At 63.3% G+C, this 16,223-nt stretch carries 14 protein-coding genes; 6 read left to right on the plus strand and 8 right to left on the minus strand.

The window, feature by feature from the left end; genetic code table 11:
• The 3 genes from BLS91_RS00985 to BLS91_RS00995 all read right to left on the minus strand — a co-directional run bounded on the left by BLS91_RS00985 (position 1) and on the right by BLS91_RS00995 (position 3,119).
• Positions 1-831, minus strand: coding sequence for a carbohydrate ABC transporter permease (locus tag BLS91_RS00985; RefSeq protein ID WP_092338339.1), 831 nt, complete (start codon positions 829-831; stop codon positions 1-3).
• The gene (locus BLS91_RS00990; protein ID WP_369827319.1) at positions 818-1,624 is read right to left on the minus strand and encodes a carbohydrate ABC transporter permease; all 807 of its coding nucleotides are present in this window, start codon (positions 1,622-1,624) and stop codon (positions 818-820) included. The genes BLS91_RS00985 and BLS91_RS00990 overlap by 14 nt, the downstream gene beginning before the upstream one ends.
• A gap of 64 nt (positions 1,625-1,688) precedes the next feature.
• A complete protein-coding gene (locus BLS91_RS00995) occupies positions 1,689-3,119 on the minus strand; it encodes a CCA tRNA nucleotidyltransferase (protein ID WP_092338343.1) in 1,431 nt (476 codons plus the stop codon).
• A gap of 81 nt (positions 3,120-3,200) precedes the next feature.
• Between BLS91_RS00995 and BLS91_RS01000 the strand changes: the two genes are divergently transcribed.
• The 6 genes from BLS91_RS01000 to BLS91_RS01025 all read left to right on the plus strand — a co-directional run bounded on the left by BLS91_RS01000 (position 3,201) and on the right by BLS91_RS01025 (position 11,136).
• Positions 3,201-5,519 carry a DUF6049 family protein gene (locus BLS91_RS01000; protein WP_092338345.1) on the plus strand — a complete coding sequence of 773 codons (2,319 nt, stop codon included), beginning with the start codon at positions 3,201-3,203 and terminating at the stop codon, positions 5,517-5,519.
• On the plus strand, positions 5,512-7,140 hold the full coding sequence (murJ, locus tag BLS91_RS01005; protein WP_092338347.1) for a murein biosynthesis integral membrane protein MurJ: 1,629 nt from the start codon (positions 5,512-5,514) through the stop codon (positions 7,138-7,140). Before BLS91_RS01000 ends, murJ begins: the two co-directional genes overlap by 8 nt.
• A gap of 179 nt (positions 7,141-7,319) precedes the next feature.
• A complete protein-coding gene (trxB, locus tag BLS91_RS01010; protein WP_092338349.1) occupies positions 7,320-8,282 on the plus strand; it encodes a thioredoxin-disulfide reductase in 963 nt (320 codons plus the stop codon).
• A 53-nt stretch (positions 8,283-8,335) separates the two neighbouring features.
• Positions 8,336-8,659, plus strand: coding sequence for a thioredoxin (gene trxA / locus BLS91_RS01015; protein ID WP_092338350.1), 324 nt, complete (start codon positions 8,336-8,338; stop codon positions 8,657-8,659).
• Positions 8,660-8,805: 146 nt separating this feature from the next.
• The gene (locus BLS91_RS01020; protein WP_241983065.1) at positions 8,806-10,137 is read left to right on the plus strand and encodes an aminotransferase-like domain-containing protein; all 1,332 of its coding nucleotides are present in this window, start codon (positions 8,806-8,808) and stop codon (positions 10,135-10,137) included.
• Between the two features lie 42 nt (positions 10,138-10,179).
• On the plus strand, positions 10,180-11,136 hold the full coding sequence (locus tag BLS91_RS01025) for a D-alanine--D-alanine ligase family protein (RefSeq protein WP_092338354.1): 957 nt from the start codon (positions 10,180-10,182) through the stop codon (positions 11,134-11,136).
• 751 nt (positions 11,137-11,887) lie between these two features.
• Here BLS91_RS01025 and BLS91_RS01030 read toward each other — a convergent pair.
• From BLS91_RS01030 to yidC, 5 genes are all read right to left on the minus strand, one after another.
• Complete coding sequence (locus BLS91_RS01030; protein ID WP_092338356.1) at positions 11,888-12,838, minus strand: ParB/RepB/Spo0J family partition protein; 951 nt, start codon at positions 12,836-12,838, stop codon at positions 11,888-11,890.
• On the minus strand, positions 12,838-13,791 hold the full coding sequence (locus BLS91_RS01035) for a ParA family protein (protein WP_092338358.1): 954 nt from the start codon (positions 13,789-13,791) through the stop codon (positions 12,838-12,840). The genes BLS91_RS01030 and BLS91_RS01035 overlap by 1 nt, the downstream gene beginning before the upstream one ends.
• A gap of 76 nt (positions 13,792-13,867) precedes the next feature.
• On the minus strand, positions 13,868-14,500 hold the full coding sequence (rsmG, locus tag BLS91_RS01040) for a 16S rRNA (guanine(527)-N(7))-methyltransferase RsmG (protein WP_241983082.1): 633 nt from the start codon (positions 14,498-14,500) through the stop codon (positions 13,868-13,870).
• Between the two features lie 119 nt (positions 14,501-14,619).
• Positions 14,620-15,228 carry a Jag family protein gene (locus BLS91_RS01045; protein ID WP_092338775.1) on the minus strand — a complete coding sequence of 203 codons (609 nt, stop codon included), beginning with the start codon at positions 15,226-15,228 and terminating at the stop codon, positions 14,620-14,622.
• A gap of 11 nt (positions 15,229-15,239) precedes the next feature.
• A complete protein-coding gene (gene yidC / locus BLS91_RS01050) occupies positions 15,240-16,223 on the minus strand; it encodes a membrane protein insertase YidC (protein WP_092338362.1) in 984 nt (327 codons plus the stop codon).

Below are 16,223 nucleotides of genomic sequence, written 5' to 3' on the forward strand. Positions count from 1 at the left end.
CTACGCAGATCCCGAGATGGTGATCGACCGCACAAAGCTGCGCTGAAACAGGAGAAACAACAGGAGCAGCGGCACTAGGGCGAGCGTCGTGGCCGCCATGACGAGGGTCCAGTTGCCATTGAACTGGCTTTGCAGGCTCGCTGTGGCGACGGTCACGACCCGCCATTCACTTCCGGTCGTGACCACGAGCGGCCACATGAAACTGTTCCAGTTGCTCACGATCGTGATCAGGGTCACCGTGGCGATAATCGGACGCGACAGTGGCACGACGATCTCGACCAGCACGTCGAGGGTGTTCGCACCGTCGAGCCGGGCAGCATCGATGAGTTCCTGGGGGATTCCACGAAAGTATTCGCGCAGCAGGAAGATCGCGTAGGGGGAAGCAAACGCGAACGGCAGCACGAGACTCCAGAACGAGTTGCGCAGCCCGGCCTCGGTCATCATCAGGTACAGGGGAATGACCAGCACGACGGGTGGGATCATCAGGGTCGACAGGTATACCCAAAACAACACCTGGCGGCCCGGAAAATCAACCCGAGCGAAGGCATAGGCGGCGAGAATCGAGCAGATCAGCTGCCCGACCAGAATCAGTACCGCCGCCAGGATCGTGACCACGATGGCACGACCGAATTGTGCCGGTCCGGTCAGCAGCAGCGCAAAATTGTCGAGCGTGAATGGGTCAGGCCAGCTCAGGGCTGGCTCCTGCGCGAACTGCTCCCGGGTCTTGAACGCCGTCAGGATGCTCAGCAGGAACGGCCCGAGGGTGAACAGGGCACCGAGCACGAGCACCACGTAGACGGCGGCCGTTGAGGAGAATCTAGTCCATTTCATAGGTGACCCTCCGGCGAAAATAGAACTGCTGGGCGAGGGTGATGACCACCAGGATGACCAGCAGAACGACCGCCATGACGGCCGCACGACCGAGGTCGAAGGCGTCGAAAGCTTCGTAGTAGATGCGCGCCGCTACGACATCCGTTGATCGTGCCGGGCCGCCCTGGGTGAGCGCGTACACCTGGTCGAAGACCTGAAAGGCCGAGATGACCGTGGTGACGAGCACGAAGAACATGGTAGGACGCAGCAGTGGCAGCTTGATGTGCCAGAACATCTTTACCGCGCCGGCACCGTCGATGCGGGCCGCCTCGAGAATCTGCCCTGGAATGTTGAGCAGCCCGGCCATGAAGAACAGCGTGACGTAGCCGACGTTGGTCCAGATCACCACGGCAGCCACGGCCGGCAATGCGAGCGCTGGGTCGCTGAGCCACTCAACGCGCTGACCGAGCAGGGTGTTCAGGGCTCCGTCGGTCGGCGCGAGAATCCACTTCCACACGACTCCGAGAGCCAGCGGAGCACAAATCCACGGCAACACGTAGATGGTGCGAAACCAGGCCGACCCCGGCAGACCTCGGGTGAGCAGTGTCGCCGCGCCGAGCCCGATCAGGGTTTGAATCGGCACGACGAGGGCAACGAAGATCAGCGTGACCAGCAGGGAATTGCCGAAGACACCGTCGCTGAGAACGGACTGGTAGTTGTCGAGACCGACGAAGGTGATCGGGCCGATCAGGTCCCAGCTCTGAAAGCTGAGCCAGAGCACGACCAGCACCGGGAGTAGGAGAAAGCAGACCACACCGAACAGGCTGGGGGCGAGAAGGGCATAGCCGGTGATCGCACTGCGTCGACGGAGCCTCCCTCTACTCCGCACGCTCCGCCCACCACTGAACCAACCGGCGGGTGGCTTCTTCCTCACCCAGCGGGCCATCATCGAGACGCTGCTCGAGCAGATACCGGTAGGCCTCTCCCACCTCGCGGCCTGGCTTCAGGCCGAGCACCACCATGATCTGCTCGCCGTCAAGGTCGGGACGCAGGGCTCCGAGCTCTTCCTGCTCGTTCAGCGCGGCAATGCGCTGTTCCAGGTCGTCGTAGGCGAAGCCGAGACGGTCGGCCTTGCGCCGGTTGCGGGTCGTGACGTCGGCGCGGGTCAGAATATGCAGCCGTTCCAGCTGGTCGCCGGCGTCGCGCACGTACCGGCGCACGGCCGAGTCGGTCCAGGCGCCCTCCGTGTAGCCGAAGAATCGCAGGTGCAGCTCGATCAGACGGGCGACGGCGTTGATGGTGTCGTTGTCAAAGCGCAGGGCGCGCAGGCGCTTCTTGGCGAGCTTGGCACCCACCACGTCGTGGTGGTAGAAACTCACGACGCCGCCGGGTTCCAGCTTGCGGGTGGCCGGCTTGCCGATGTCGTGCAGCAGGGCGGCGAGACGCACGATCAGGTCTGGGGCCTCCAGGTTGCCGCGCGAGGTCTCGTAGCCCATCGCCTGCTCCAGCACCGTGAGCGTGTGCTGGTAGACGTCCTTGTGGTGGTGGTGCTCGTCGATCTCGAGCCGCAGGCCGGGAATCTCCGGCAGCACGATCTCGGCCAGGCCCGATTCCATCAGTACCTCGATGCCGGCGCGCGGGTCCCTGGAGACCAACAGCTTCGAGAGTTCGTCGCCGATGCGTTCGGCCGACACGATACGGATGCTTTCCCGCATCTTCTCCATGGCCACTGCGGTATCCAGATCCAGCGTGAAACCCAGCTGGCCCGTGAACCGAGCCGCGCGCAGCATCCGCAGCGGGTCGTCACCGAAGGACACCTCCGGAGTGCTCGGGGTGCGGAGGCGCCCGGCGAGCAGGTCATCGATGCCGCCGGCCGGGTCGACGAGCGTGAGCTGGGGCAGGCGCAGGGCCATGGCGTTGACGGTGAAGTCCCGGCGGAGCAGGTCGGGTTCCAGGCTGGTACCGAACACCACGTCGGGTTTGCGGGTGGTGCCATCGTAGCTGTCCGCCCGATAGGTGGTGATCTCCACGGTTTCACCGGCGAGGCTCGCACCGATCGTGCCATACGCCCGACCGATGTCCCACTGGGCTTCGGAGAGGGGTTTGACGAGCGCGAGAATCTGATCCGGTGTCGCATCCGTGGTGAAATCAAGGTCGTGCAGCGGGCGGTCCAGGAACGCATCGCGAACCGGGCCGCCGACCAGGGCCAGCTCGTGGCCGACCGCAGCAAATGCGTTCGCGAGACGAGAAACGGTGGGGGTGGCAGCCAGGTCGCCCAGTCGTGCGAGGGCTGCCGCGACGCTCTGCATATGCCCCATATTAGTTGCCATCAGGGGGGCACGCAGACTCGGTGCAGGCGGCTCTAGGCTGACACGCCGTAGAATCCCCCTATGGTGGCCGAGTCAGATTCCGCGCATCGGCCCGCGCTCCCGGCTGCCGCGTGCAGCGCCGTGCGCCCGGCCCGGCGCGCGATGAGTCGTCGCCGGCCCGGGCCGATTACGGCGTTTCTGGTGGGAGCTCTGACCCTGGCGTCGCTGATTTTTGCACCGATCTTCGTTCTAGCGTCGGCTCAGGCCGACCCGGCGACCGGCTCCGTCGCGAGCGCCACCACCCCCGCTGACACCGTCGGCGTCACGGTCGCGCCGACCACGTCGCCGCAGCTGGTACCTGGCCAGGACCTGGTTCTAACGGTGACCGTGCACAACAACACCAGCGCCGACATTCCGATCGGCCGAGTCGATGTGTACCTCGCGCAGCTCGCGCTGACCACCCGGGCGGCACTCGATAGCTGGCTCCGGCCCGATGACGACGCAAATTCCGGCGACCAGCTGGTGAGCGTGCCCACCACGGAAGGTATTCCGGCTGGTGCCAGCACGAACCTGAGCGTCACGGTTCCGGCTGCGGCCGTGGGATTGACAGATGACAACGCGTGGGGAGCGCGTGGGATCGCCGCGATTCTCGTTGCGGGTGACGTGATTCAAGCTGAGGGCCGCGGCACGTTTGTCTGGTCCCAGGGCAGCGCGATCACCCCGGTCGCTCTCGCCGCTATTTTGCCGATCACGACCCCGGAAAGCGCGACCGGCCTGATCACCTCGAAGGCACTCGAGTCGTACACGAGCTCGGTCGGTCTGCTCTCGCGCCAACTGGATGTCGCCATTGATGCGCCCACCGCGACGATCGCCATAGATCCGCAGATCATCGCCTCGATTCGAGTGCTCGGCACGGCCGCTCCGGCGTCGGCCGTGGCCTGGCTCGACCGTCTGGCCGGTGCGAGCAATGACATCTTCCCGCTCGGCTACGCGGATGCCGACATCGCGTTGCAAGCGCAGGCGGGCGCCACGACGCTGCTCGCGCCCACCTCTTTCGTGTCGGCGATCGACGCGAGCCTGTTCGTCGTGCCCTCGGCCACACCGCTCCCGGAAGACACCACCGACCCGACCGATGTGCCCAGCGTCACGTCACGAGCCAGGGCCCAAGCCACCGCGTCTCCGACACCCACCCCGACACCCACGCCGGAACCCGGCGCAACGGTCATCCCCTCGACCAGCGACCTGCTGGCCTGGAACTACACGAGCACCGCTATCGGCTGGCCGGTCGCCGGGCAGGTTGCGCGCGCCGATCTTGACGTCTTTGCCGCGAGCGGCCTGACCACGACCATCCTCTCCAGCGGGAACGTCGAACAGTCAGACGTCTTCACGCCGAATACCGCGTTCGCTCTTCCGGGCGGGCTTGGTCTGGTCAGCGACTCCGCACTGTCGGCCGCCATCCGTACCGCGGCCGAAGCCACGACCGAGGACGAGTGGCGGGTCAGCGTCTCCGAGGCGGCTTCGCTGCTCGCGGTTGTGTCTGCGGAGAACCCCAACTCGGCACGCACATTGTTGGTCACCTTCAACCGCAGCAGTCAGGAAAGCGCGACCCGGGTCGCTCAGACGCTTGCGGCCCTCGATTCGACGACCTGGTCGAACGCGGCCCCGCTGCAGGCTGCCCTGGATTCCGCCCCGGGCACTACGGTGACTTTTCGGGACCAGGCCATTGACACTAACCGGGTCACGCTCGCCCGATCGCTGTTGCAGCGCGAGGCGGCAATCGCCGAATTCGCGACCATTCTGGCCGATCCGCTGGCGTTCACCGCGCCGGCGCGATTGGATTTGCTGACCCTTCTGGACACAACCTGGGCCTCGCAGACTGAGGCCTGGGCTGACCAGGTGCGGGCGAACCTCGCTGCCTCCTTCGACCTGATCCACGCCGTGACCGTGACCACCCGCGGGCCGATCATTGTGGTGGGCAGCAAGGTCGACCTGCGCATAACGCTCAACAACGCCCTGGACCAGGCCGTCACCGTGCGCACCGAGATCGTGCCGTCCAACGGGCGACTCGTGGTCGGTGAAACCCTCGAGACGACCATTCAGCCGAACTCCGCGCAGGCCGTCTCCGTACCCCTCAGCGCCGCTGTCGGTAACGGCGATGTCGTCCTGCGGGTCACCCTGTTCACCCTGAATGGCACCCCGCTCGGCCAGCCGGCTCCGATCGATGTCAGCGTGCGCGCCGACTGGGAAGGTGTTGGCGCGAGTATCTTCGCCATTCTCGTCGTCGGCTTCTTCGGTTTTGGTATCTGGCGCAACATCGTGCGCCGACGCCGCGAGAAATCGGCCGAGGCATCCGCTGTCAGTGAAGAGACGGTGTTACCCACGGCGGTGCCCGATGCCTGACCCGGCTCCCAGCGGCAGTGGAGGTATCGGCCGGGCCAGTGCGTTCTTGGCCTCCGGCACGATAGTGTCGCGCATTCTCGGCTTCGTGAAGGTCATCGTTTTGGCCGCCATCATCGGCCAGTTCGGTGCCGCGGCCGACACGTTCGCGATCGCCAATCAGCTGCCGAACACCATCTATGTGATCGTGGCCGGCGGAATCCTGACCGCCGTTCTGGTTCCGCAAATCGTTCGAGCCAGCCTCCACGCCGACGGTGGCACGGCGTACATCAACAAGCTGCTCACCCTCGCCCTGGTCGTGCTGTTTGCGACGACCCTCATCGCTACCCTGTTGGCCCCGACCATCACCGGGTTCATCGGCTTGAACCTCCCCCAGAACGAGAAGGCACTGGCCGTGGCATTTGCTTACTGGTGCCTTCCGCAAATGTTCTTCTACGGGCTATACACCCTGCTGGGCGAAGTGCTCAACGCCCGCAAATCTTTCGGACCGTTCACCTGGGTGCCAGTGCTCAACAACCTGGTGGCCATCATCGGCCTGATCGTTTTCGCGACGCTGTTCAGCCCTGACCCGTTCGGTGCTCGATCGGCCGCCGAGATCACGTCGGCCATGGTCGCCGTACTGGGCGGCAGTGCCACCCTCGGCGTGATCACCCAGGCCGTCGTGCTGTTTTACTTCTGGCGCCGCATCGGATTGCACTACCGCCCGGATTTCCATTTTCGCGGCGTGGGTCTCGGTGCCGCCGGCAAAATGGCGAGCTGGACCTTCGGGATGCTTCTGCTCACGACTTTCGCGGGCATTGTCGAAACGCAGGTCGTGACGCTCGCACACGGTGAGGCATCCGTTGCCGTTCTCGCCACCGCCTGGCTAATTTTCATGCTGCCGCACTCCGTGATCACGGTGTCGGTCGCGACGGCGTACTTCACCCGCATGAGCGAACATGCCGCACTCGGAAGCTGGTCACTGGTGCGAACGGATGCCTCGAGCGCGATTCGGGGAACGTCGCTCGTGATTGTGCTCGCCGCGGCCGTCATCGCGGTCTGCGCTTACCCGTTTGCGGCGATCTTCGTGACACCGTTCGACCAGGTGCAGTCGATCGGCAACGTCATCATCGCGTTCATTCTGGGGCTGGTGCCATTCTGCGTGTTGTTCGTTCTGCAGCGCACCTTCTACGCCCTCGGTGACACGCGTACACCGTTCTTTTTCACCCTGTTCCAGGTCGTTCTGCTGATTTGCGCCGTGCTGGCCTGCGCGTGGCTGCCCACGGAATGGATCGCCGTTGGCATCGCCGCGTCGATCACGGTGACCGGTACGCTGCAGGCAATCTTGGCCGCCATTCTCCTGCGCCGCCGAATGCACGGTATCGACGGACGACGCATTCTGCGCAGTCTCGTGAAATATCTGGTCGCTGTGATAATTCCAGTGGCTGCCGGCCTGACCCTCACGACCCTCCTGGGGGGCAATGTCGACTGCGGATTCGCCGTGTCCTCGAGGCTCACGGCCATGGTCTCCATGGTGTTGATCGGGGTCGTCATGTCCGCGGCCTACTTCGGACTGCTCCTGGTCATGCGCAGCGGCGAGCTCACGGCCTTTCTGGCGCCCCTGCAGCGCCGCTTCGGCCGCTAACGCGTTCCCGGCCTGACACGCGGCTCAGCGCCCCTGTGAGTGGTGCGCCTCGCTGGCGGTGGCTGGGTACCGGCGGCTCTTGCTGGGAGGCCGCGGAATAGCATCGGATTAGGATGTGTTGTATCGAAGCGTGAGGCGGGATATTGCCCGTCTTGCCCACCACTGCAAGGAGTGTGCGCGTGCGTCAGATCATCATCATCGGTTCCGGACCGGCCGGCTATACCGCGGCAATCTACGCCGCGCGGGCCAACCTCAAACCGCTTCTGATTGCCAGTTCGGTGGAGGCTGGCGGTGAGTTGATGAACACGACCGACGTTGAGAACTTTCCCGGCTTTCCGGAGGGCGTCCAGGGACCCGATCTGATGACCAAGATGCAGGAGCAGGCAGAGCGCTTTGGCACCGAGGTCGTCTACGACGACGTCGAATCGGTCGACCTGTCCGGCCCGATCAAGACGGTCGCCCTCGGTAATGGTGACGTGGAGCAGGCACTCACGGTTATTTTTGCCACCGGTTCCGCCTACCGCAAGCTCGGCCTCAACGACGAAGAACGTCTCTCCGGCCGCGGTGTCTCCTGGTGTGCCACCTGCGACGGTTTCTTCTTCAAGGGCAAGGAAATCGCCGTCATCGGTGGCGGCGACTCCGCCATGGAGGAAGCCACCTTCCTCACCCGATTCGCCTCGAAGGTGCACGTCATTCACCGCAAGGGTGAACTGCGCGCCTCCAAGATCATGCAGGAACGTGCTTTCGCCAACGACAAGATCGAGTTCACTTGGAACTCCGAAGTCGTCGGTATCACCGGCACCGAGGCCGTCGATGGTCTGACCCTGCGCGACACCGTCTCCGGCACCGAGAGCAGCCTTCCGGTCGGCGGCGTGTTCGTGGCGATCGGCAACGACCCGCGCACGCACCTCGTGCACAAGCAGCTCGACCTCACCCCCGAGGGCACCATTGCCGTCGCGGGCCGGTCATCCCTGACCAGCCAGGCCGGTGTCTTCGCGGCCGGTGACGTGATCGACTCCAGCTACCGCCAGGCCATCACGGCTGCTGGCTCCGGCTGCGCGGCCGCCCTCGATGCAGAGCACTACCTCAGCACTCTTCCCCAGGACCTGCTGGCCTCGGCCAGTGAACCCGAACTCGTCTGATTTTACTAAAACCTAAGTTTACCAGTACTAAGTTACCCAAGAAGGAGACACACATGACTGCACGCGCCGTAACAGAGGCCAACTTCGAACAGGAAGTCATCAACAACGAGAAGACCGTTCTGGTGGACTTCTGGGCCGAGTGGTGTGGCCCCTGCCGCGCCGTCAGCCCCATTCTCGACCAGATCGCGGCCGAAAACGCCGACAAGCTCGACATCGTCAAGCTCAACGTCGATGAGCACCCCGCTCTGGCCGCCAAGTACCAGATCACCTCCATCCCTGCGATGAAGGTCTTCCAGAAGGGCGAGGTCGTCAAGACCGTCATCGGCGCCAAGCCGAAGCCGCAGCTCGAGAAGGACCTGGCCGACTACCTCGTATAACCGACTCAACCCAGAAAACCCGCCCGGCTTCAACCGGGCGGGTTTTTTGGTGCCCGGGGTCACCCCATACGATGAAGACGACAGCAGAACGGATAGGTGACGTGACAATTCAAGGCTCCACTGCCGATAACAAGCAGTCCGGGCCTGTGCAGACAAATACTGTGCAGGGCGGCAACAACCTCGACCCGTGGTACCACCACTACGCCGATCGCGCCGCCGGCCTTAAAGCCTCCGAGGTACGCGCGCTCTTCGCCGTGGCCTCCCGCCCCGAAGTCGTCTCCCTCGCCGGCGGTATGCCCTACGTTGCGGCCCTGCCCCAGGACCTCGTGATCAATGCCATGGAGCGCGTCATGCGCGAGAAGGGCGCTACCGCACTGCAATATGGCTCTGGTCAGGGAGTTCCCTTGCTGCGCGAGCAAATTCTCGATGTCATGGCACTCGAGGGCATCAAGGCCAATGCCGATGACGTGGTTGTTACCACCGGTTCGCAGCACGCCCTGGAACTGGTCAGTAAGTTGTTCCTCAACCCCGGAGATGTCGTCATCTCCGAAGGCCCCAGCTATGTCACCGCCATGGTGATCTTCAAGTCGTACCAGGCCGAGGTCGACCATGTACCGATGGACGAGAACGGCCTGATCCCGGCCGCGCTGATCGAGCACATCGCCGCCCTCAAGGCAGCCGGTCGCACCATCAAATTCCTCTACACGATCCCCAGTTTTCACAATCCGGCCGGCGTCACCCTCAGCTGGACACGCCGCATGGAGATTCTCGAGATCTGCCGTTCGAACAATATTCTCGTGCTCGAGGACAACCCCTACGGACTGCTCTACTTTGACAAGCAAGCACCGGATGCCATTCGCTCACTCGAGCGCGACGGTGTCGTCTACCTGGGAACCTTCTCCAAGACCCTGGCTCCCGGCTTTCGGGTTGGCTGGGCTCTCGCCCCGCACGCGATCCGCGAGAAACTCGTGCTCGCCAACGAAGCTGCCGTGCTCTCCCCCAGCTCCTTCACCCAGATGGTGATCTCGGAATACCTCTCCACCGCCGACTGGAAGGGGCAGATCAACACCTTCCGCGGTGTCTATCACGAGCGCAAGAACGCTATGCTGGCCGCCCTCGAGGAGTACCTCCCCGATTTGACCTGGACCAACCCCACCGGCGGATTCTACGTCTGGGTCACCCTGCCCGAACAGCTCGATTCCAAGGCCATGCTGCCCCGCGCGGTCAAGGAACTGGTAGCGTACACGCCCGGGACCGCGTTCTATGCCGACGGTGACGGGCGCCAAAACATGCGTTTGGCCTTCTGCTATCCAACGCCGGAGAGTATCAGAGTCGGCATCCGTCGCCTGGCCACGGTCATTCGCGGCGAGCTTGATCTGCTCGACACCTTCGCCGGCACGGGTACACTGGGCGCCGCGCCCGACCGGCCCGGCGCCAGAAATCAACGCTATGCCGGTCCACCGGCCAACATCTCCTAGATATCCACGTTCACCCACACCAAGCTAGGGAAAAACCTGATCATGAGCGAATTCAACTCCCTTAATATCGTTATTCTGGCCGGCGGAATCTCCCACGAACGTGATGTTTCGCTGCGCTCGGGGCGACGGGTAGCGGATGCCCTCACGGGCGGGGGCCACACGGTCACCGTGATCGATCCCGGGGCCAACCTCCTGACCACTCTCACCGAACAAGCCCCCGACGTGATCTGGCCCACCCTGCACGGAGCTACCGGAGAGGATGGCGCCCTGCTCTCCCTGCTGGAGACCACCGGCATCCCGTTTCTCGGCTCAACTGGGCCCGCCGCCGCCCTGGCCTGGAACAAGGGCACGGCCAAGGAGCTCGTGCGCCGAGCTGGTTTTGCCACTCCCCCGGCTATCGCCCTCTCCACCGAGACATTTCGGGACCTCGGGGCCACGAGCGTACTTGAGCACCTGATCGGCGCAATCGGCCTGCCCCTGGTCGTTAAACCAGCTCAGGGCGGTTCCTCTCAGGGTGTCACGATCGTGCGCACCGCAGCGGACCTGCCCCGTGCCATGGTCGACGCGTACACCTACGCCAACACCGCCCTCGTTGAGGCCTATATTGACGGCGTTGAGGTTACGGTGGCGGTAATTGACACCGGGACCGGCCCCACAGCTCTGCCGATCGTTGAAATCGTGCCCGTTGACGGCGTCTACAGTTTCGAGGCACGGTACAACGCCGGCGAGACAGACTTCTACACGCCGGCTCGCCTTTCCGACGAGGCCTCAGCGGCGGTTTCCGCAACCGCAGTCGCCATTCACACACTGCTGGGCCTCCGCCACCTGAGCCGTATCGACCTCATTGTCGATGCCGCAGGTACCGCCTGGTTCCTGGAGGCCAACGTGCTTCCTGGCCTGACGGAAACGTCACTGGTGCCGCAGGCGATCGAGGCCACCAACCAGACCCTGGGTTCCACCTACTCCGCCCTGGCCACGAACGCCCTGACGGGCCAGTAGGCCTTACGTTTCACGTGAAACCTGCGCGGCCTCAGCGTTGTTTCACGTGAAACACCACGACAGGACTCCCTCAGGCCAGCCAGCGGGAGTGCGACTGCGGTCTCGACGAGCTCGACCGGCGGTCTGTGGGCAATTCATACGGCCACGGGATACTGTTTCACGTGAAACACTCCGTTGCAGCTCCCGCGAATTGCTCGCGGGACGGCAATTACGGTCTCGACGAGGCCGACCGACGGGCCGTGGCCGTTTCACGTGAAACATCGCGACAGGCGTCCCGCAAACCAGCCAACGGGACGGCGATTACGGTCTCGACGAGCTCGACGGCCGCTGGGTGGGCAATTCACGTGGCCGCGGGATACTGTTTCACGTGAAACATCGCGACAAGATCCCCGCAAACCAGCCCATCGGTAGGGCGATGGACTTCTATACAAGCTCTGCCAACGGTGTGGGCAGAGTGAATTCAGCAACATAGGGGCGGCGGCGGGTTTTTCGCGCAAGTTGCGAGTTTTGAACGTCTTTCAGCGGACTCGCGCACGCTTTTCGCGAGAAGCCCCTGAAAGACCTCGATGTCTAAGCGGGGAGCGAATGACCCGTCAACGCCCGCCGCGCCCGTACAAGCGCCATCAAGATCGACCAAGCCATGGACCGCAGTAAATAGTTCGCCGTCAGCCGTGAACCGTGGGGCGGTTCACAGAAAAAAATGCCCCGCCGCGCGCCATGTTTCACGTGAAACGGCCCACGGGGGGATGAACTAGCTCGCGCTAAAGGCCGGTTCGCCGAGAACGGTAAGAATGCGGTTAAGATCGCCAATTGTGGCGAAATCAACTGTGATCTGGCCTTTTCTAGCCCCAAGATTGATTTTGACGCGCGTGTCGAGTCGTTCTCCGAGGTGCTCAGCGATTTCATCGAGGTGCCCCTGGCGTCGACCAGGAAGTGGTTTAGCCTTAATCAGTCTTGGCACGGATGTCGCCGCAGCCTCGGCCGCCCGCACCGAGAGATCCTCTTCGACGATCTTGTCAGCCAAGCGAAGCATGCCAGCCAGGTCACCCACGGACAAAATCGCCCGCGCATGGCCAGCCGAGAGCACGCCGGCCGCAACTCGTAGCTGCACCGGTACCGGCAATTTCAGCAGACGCAGGGTGTTGGTGATCTGCGGCCGCGATCGACCAATTCTGGTCGCCAATTCTTCCTGTGTGATATCGAAGTCAGCGAGCAGCTGCTGGTAAGCGGATGCCTCTTCGAGCGGATTCAGCTGGGCGCGGTGTAGGTTTTCCAGCAGCGCGTCGCGCAGCATATCGACATCGGCGGTCTCTCGAACGACAGCTGGAATGCTGTCGAGCCCGACCTCTTTGGTCGCGCGAAGACGACGCTCGCCCATGACGAGTTCGTACTTGCCCGGCTCATCCGCTAATGGCCGCACGACGATCGGTTGCAGAACTCCGACTTCGCGAATGCTGTGCACGAGTTCAGCGAGGTCATCCTCGTCGAAAATAGTGCGCGGCTGGGCGCGGTTGGGCACGATGTCCTGCGGGTTCAGGTGGGCCAGACGCGCTCCGGGCACGGGAACGAGCTCGGGGGAGTCATCCGTTTCACGTGAAACACTACGCGGAAAAAAGACATCAACCGGCCGGGGAGCCGACGCGTCGTCCTGCACCGGGATGAGTGCGCCGATACCGCGGCCGAGGCCGGTTCTTTTCGCCATTAGTGCTTATCTTTCATTTGGGGCTTATCTTCGGTTCGGGGAGCACCTCGATGGGCCATTTCTGCTGCTGCTTCGAGGTAGGAGAGCGATCCTGCGGAGTTGAGGTCGTAACTGACGACGCTCTGACCGTAGCTCGGGGCCTCAGAAACGCGCACAGAGCGCGGAATAGCGGTATTCAGCACCTCTTTGGGGAAGTGATCGCGTACTTCCTTGGCTACCTGGGTCGCCAGATTGGTACGGCTGTCGTACATGGTCAACAGAATCGTTGATACCACGAGGTCGGGGTTCAGGTGTTTCTCGATCAGGGCAATGTTCTTGAGCAGCTGGCTCAGTCCTTCGAGGGCGTAGTACTCACACTGAATTGGAATGAGCACCTCGCGGGCCGCGACGAAGGCATTGATGGTGAGCAGCCCCAAAGATGGCGGGCAGTCAATGAAGACGTAGTCGTAGGGCTCGGCCATCTCGGCCAGGTAGAGGTCCAGTGCCCGGCGCAGGCGTTGCTCGCGTGCGACAAGCGACACCAGTTCAATCTCAGCACCAGCGAGGTGGATGGTAGCGGGAACGCAGAACAGTGCACCGAATTCCGGGCTCTTCTGCACGACTTCAGACATGGGCATGTCGTTGATGATGACGTCGTAGACGCTCGGCGTCTCGGCGCGGTGCTCCACTCCCAGGGCGGTGGAAGCGTTACCCTGCGGGTCCAGGTCGATGACCAGCACGCGGGCTCCCTGCCGCGCGAGGGCGGCGGCAAGGTTGACGGCGGTCGTTGTCTTGCCGACGCCACCCTTCTGGTTGGAGATCGTCAGCACCCGGGTCTTGTCGGGTTTGGGCAGTTCGCCGGCCGCGATAACCTGGCGGCGCCGCGTGAGTTCAGCGATTTCGCGGGCGAGCGGCGTTGTGCCGTCGAACCCTCCCGCCTTGCCCGTGCGCTGATCTTCAGCAGGATGTTTCACGTGAAACCTTTGCGTTCGACGATTGATGAGCCACCCGAAAGGGACCCCCGAACACCAAATCTGGTGACATTCGGGACTAGTCCACTGTAGCCCGGATGACCCGGGTTACCTCGGGCAGCACGCCCGCGCCGAGGGTAATAACCTCGACATCACGCAGGCGGTGCTTGCGAATAGCCTTTGCTGCGGCGTCGACTTCACGCTGGGCACCCTCACCCTTCATGAGAATGAGCTCGCCGCCGGCACGCAGCAGGGGCGCCGTCAACGGGATGAGCTTGCTGAACGCACTCACCGCACGGGCCGTGACCTGGTCGAGCGGATGCGCCAGCCTCGCCTCCTCCGCTCGCGCCCGCACCACGGTCACATTGGCGAGGTGAAGTGCAGCAACCTGATCATTCAGCCAGGCCACCCGACGCTCCATCGGCTCGATCAGGACGAAGTTCACATCCGGCCGAGCAATGGCCAGGACCAGGCCGGGAAGGCCGGCACCGGAACCCACATCACCGACGAGGCCCGGACGCAGCAGTGGTGCAACAATGGCGCAATTGAGAATATGGCGAGACCACAGCCGGGGGAGTTCCAGCGGGCCAATCAACCCCAGAATTTCGCCCTGATCAGCCAAATTATTCGTAAAAGTGCGAATGACGTCGAGCTGGGAACCGAAGAGGCCGGCGGCGCCGGCCGGTTCGGTCTCCAGCTCCACCGAATCGATTGGAACCGCGTCGATGGCAACCGAGTCGGACGCGACCTGTTCAGGGGTCGCCTGTTCAAATTTATTCAAGACTGAACGGGTTGGTTCCGGCGTGGCAGATTCCGACATGACCAGCGAGACTAGGCTGCGGTGATGACGGTGTGGCGGTCTCGACCCTCGCCGGAGGACTCGGACCGGTAGCCACCGCTCGCGGCGACGATATCGTGCACGAGCTTGCGCTCGTAGGAAGACATGGCCGGCAGGTCAGCTTCCTTCGAGCCGGCAACGATCCGCTCTATGGCCCGCGCCACAAGGGTGGCAAGCTCAGCTTCGCGCGCCTCGCGGGACCCGCCGATATCGAGGATCAAGCGTGAAAACGAGCCCGTCTTGTTCTGCACGGCGAGGCGCGTCAGCTCCTGCAGGGCGTTGACGGTTTCCGGCTTGGACAGCACGCGCAGGTTGTCGGCGTCGGAGGCCTTGACCGAGAGGTACGCGCGGCCGTTTCGGGCATCGATGTCGATGTCGCCGTCCAGGTCGCAGATGTCGAGAAATTCTTCGATGTAGTCGGCGGCGATGTCGCCTTCACGTTCGAGCTGGTCGGTCGTGAGGGGAACCTCGGCGACACTGCCCGTCTCTGGAGCGGTGGGGGAGGAGGCATCCGTTGTGGCGGGGGCAGTGGGAACTGCGCTGTCAGCAGAGACGGTACTGGTCTCGGTGCTGAGCTCGGTGAGGCCGGTCTTGTCCGTCACGGTGATCTCCACTACTTCTTCGGGCCGGTTTGCTTCTTGGCGCGGGCCTTACCAACCGGCTGCTGACGCTGCACGGGCTTGGCGGGCTCCTCGACCACAATGATGTCACCGTCGGTCGCGATGAGTTTACCCTTGCGGGCGAGGCGCTCTTCGCGGGCCTTGGCGGCCTCACTGCCGGGAGTCGGCATGTTTCGAATCACCAGGAACTGCTGAATCATCGTCCAGAAGTTGGAGGTAAGCCAGTAGAACATGACGCCGAGCGGAAAAGCCACACCGGAAAAGGCGAAGACGAGGGGGAGCAGGTAGAGCATGATGCGCTGCTGCTTGAACATGGGGCTCGCCTTGGTCTCCGGCGACATGTTCTTGGAGACGATCTGCAGCTGCGTGATGAATTGCGACGCGGTCATCAGCACAACCATGGTGGCGGCGATGATCATGACGGTGAGGTTGAACTCGTTGCCGGCGATCCATCGCGTCCACTGTGAGGCGAATGTGTCGTGCAGCGGGGCGTTTCCGAACAGCGTCGCGCTACCGAAGCTCTCGGCGAGGCTCTGATTGAGCGGCCCGACACCGGCGTTGGAGCGCTGGGCGTCGTTCAGCACCGAGAACAGGGCGAAGAAAATCGGCATCTGCAGCAGCAGCGGCAGGCAGGAACTCAGCGGGTTGGTACCCGTCTTCTTGTACATGGCCATGGTCTCGCGGGACATTGCCTCACGCGAGAACTGGTCCTTCTTGCCCTTGTACTTGTCCTGGATCTTCTTGAGCTGTGGGGCAACCTCGAGCATCTTGCGTTGGCTCTTGATCTGCCGCACGAAGATGGGAATGAGGGCGGCCCGCACGACCAGAACGAGGCCGACGATGGACAGCACCCAAGTGAGACCGTCGTCGTAGCCCAGTCCCGCGATTTCCATCTGCGAAAAGAGCCAGTGGAAGGCCACGAGCAGCAGCTCGACCACCCATTTCAGAGGCCAGAGGATCGTACCTATGAGGTCCAT

It is taken from the genome of Cryobacterium flavum (assembly GCF_900103805.1).
Lineage (GTDB): Bacteria > Actinomycetota > Actinomycetes > Actinomycetales > Microbacteriaceae > Cryobacterium > Cryobacterium flavum.

Coding starts and splice junctions, on each gene's coding strand:
- BLS91_RS00985 (WP_092338339.1), bottom strand. CDS start 831: ATGAAATGGACTAGATTCTCCTCAACGGCCGCCGTCTACGTGGTGCTC.
- BLS91_RS00995 (WP_092338343.1), bottom strand. CDS start 3,119: ATGCAGAGCGTCGCGGCAGCCCTCGCACGACTGGGCGACCTGGCTGCC.
- BLS91_RS01000 (WP_092338345.1), top strand. CDS start 3,201: ATGGTGGCCGAGTCAGATTCCGCGCATCGGCCCGCGCTCCCGGCTGCC.
- murJ (WP_092338347.1), top strand. CDS start 5,512: ATGCCTGACCCGGCTCCCAGCGGCAGTGGAGGTATCGGCCGGGCCAGT.
- trxA (WP_092338350.1), top strand. CDS start 8,336: ATGACTGCACGCGCCGTAACAGAGGCCAACTTCGAACAGGAAGTCATC.
- BLS91_RS01025 (WP_092338354.1), top strand. CDS start 10,180: ATGAGCGAATTCAACTCCCTTAATATCGTTATTCTGGCCGGCGGAATC.
- BLS91_RS01030 (WP_092338356.1), bottom strand. CDS start 12,838: ATGGCGAAAAGAACCGGCCTCGGCCGCGGTATCGGCGCACTCATCCCG.
- yidC (WP_092338362.1), bottom strand. CDS start 16,223: ATGGACCTCATAGGTACGATCCTCTGGCCTCTGAAATGGGTGGTCGAG.